The sequence below is a fragment of the Microbacterium paulum genome (assembly GCF_015707995.1).
Classification (GTDB): Bacteria; Actinomycetota; Actinomycetes; order Actinomycetales; family Microbacteriaceae; genus Microbacterium; species Microbacterium paulum.
In genome coordinates, this window is the sequence record NZ_JAAGRY010000117.1 from 1 (window position 1) to 2,014 (window position 2,014).

Genomic DNA, 2,014 nt, shown 5'->3' on the forward strand with positions numbered 1-2,014 from the left:
CGAACGGAAAGGAAGCTTGGTCGCTACCGATCCTCGGGGCCTCGACCCGCCCCACCCCGTCACCACGCGGCCCCGCACATCACCCACCCCCACCTAAAGTCCGAAGAGCCGATAATGAGTCCCGCGCGCGAAGTGGCCCGCGGTGCTCTGCGGAGCTCCGACTAATGCCGCCGGTCCCCGTGGCCGAGACAGTCTGGTGCGCCGGGCAGTTCCGGTTCGACGGCCTCACCGAGCGCACGTCGTCACCGCGGCGCGCTCGCCTCAGACACACAGCGGTGGGGACGTCGGCAGTCTCGAAGCTGTGTGCCAAGCTCATATCCGTGGACTCGAAGGCCACAGCAATCGTCGAGCGTTGGAGTTGAGTTGCCGACATTTACCGGAGCGCAGGTGTCCGTCACGGCTCAGACGTTGACGTGCGCGCTGACGTTGACCCAGATTCGGGACGCGCTCAGCGCACGACCTCCTCAGACGGACGGCCGCATCGCGGGCTGGCGCAGCAGTGAAGACGCATCCTCGAACCTCAACGCGCAGAACGGCGTTCCCCCCACGGCGGCTCCACAGATCCTCCCCGCCGAGGGCTTCGCTCCGGAACGGCTCGCAGCACGCTACTACTTCTGGGAGCAGCGGAAGCTCAACGACGGGGTGAGTCAAGGTTGGTTTCTCGACGCCGTCGACGTCCTCATCAGCGTGCACGACAACCGCTACCTCGTACTGTGGTCCTCGCACAACGCAAACCTCATCGACCCGGCGAAGGGAGATGCAGCGCGTTCGCTGACGTCGCTGATGATCACTGAAGACGAGGTGCGTCCGGAACTCAGCGATGACTCACCCCTGCGCATCATTCACGACGACATCTACCTGTGGCTCACGAGCAAGGCGGATCGGAGAGAGCCGCTGTCCGGGGGCGTCGTCGTGAATACCGTCCAGTCTCTGACCACCGGCGAGAACACCAGTGGCCGCAGAGTGACCACGCGCAGGAGCGGTCACCTCGCCGGCGCCGTGGACCTCTCCCGGATCTCGTTCCTTACTGCCGTGGCGACCGAATCGACGCTCGGCCCCGCCGTCGTTACTCTTGGTGCGCCTAACGACGATGGCACCTTCGATCAGCTCACCGCACGCATTTGGCGCGAGTCGCAGTTCAAGATTCTCACTACCCCGAGCCACATCCGAGCCGGCGTCTACGACAACACGCAGAAGAGGTTGCATCTCGTGCACGCGTTCGCGTACCGATACATCCCTCTCATCATCAGCGAACGGCTCAGTGACGACGACTGGACTGATGCCCGCCGCGGCCGTCTGGTGATCGAGGAGCAGATCGAACTCGCGCGCGCGTTCCGCGATCTCGCGCAGGCTAACCCCCTCTGGCCCGCCTACGCGGCGGAGAACGGCGATGAGGTCTTTTCGACCCCCGCCGCAACTGAGGCGCCTGGCTAAGTCTCGCGCGCGGCCGCCGTGTCAGGCGATCAGCAACGCATCCCGTCGCGAGTCAACCTGACGTGGTCTCCTGGACTGTTCCCAGAGCTGTCTTGGACTGCACCAGCCTATGCGGACCATTTCGGATTGAAGCTTTCGTGCACCCTGAGCGGGTCGGCCGGCACGCCGTCTGTCGCTACTTCAGTCTTGGGAGTACCAAAATCAAGAGCTCTCTTTCAGAGGTGGCTATCCAAGTGGTGGCACGAGTACGCCCCGGTAGTGGATAGCTCCCTTGTGTCTTCGCCCTTGTTCTTGCCCACGTACTCGCTTCCGTCGGCATTGTGATCGTTGACCCACGTCAGAGTATTCCCCTTCAGCTGGTAGGTCTTGAATACCGCGCCCGCGTGGTGCGCGTGGTCTCGGGTCCACCACAGGTCCGTCTCGACGTCTCGGACATACACGACGTCATCAAGGTGCATACACTCGGCTGCGAGCTTGTCAAGTTGTGTGTGTAAGTGGGCCTTGCCTCGGGGTGTTAGAGGTAGCGGTTGATGCGCTCGGGGTAGACGATCGAGAGTTGCTCGAGGGCTTTCATCCAGTT

Annotated in this window: 1 protein-coding gene; it reads left to right on the forward strand. The window is 63.2% G+C overall.

The window, feature by feature from the left end:
* The first annotated feature begins 387 nt into the window (after positions 1-387).
* Positions 388-1,434 (forward strand): hypothetical protein, encoded by a 1,047-nt coding sequence (locus tag G3N18_RS15675; protein WP_196385176.1) that lies wholly within the window; start codon positions 388-390, stop codon positions 1,432-1,434.
* The last annotated feature ends 580 nt before the right edge of the window (positions 1,435-2,014 follow it).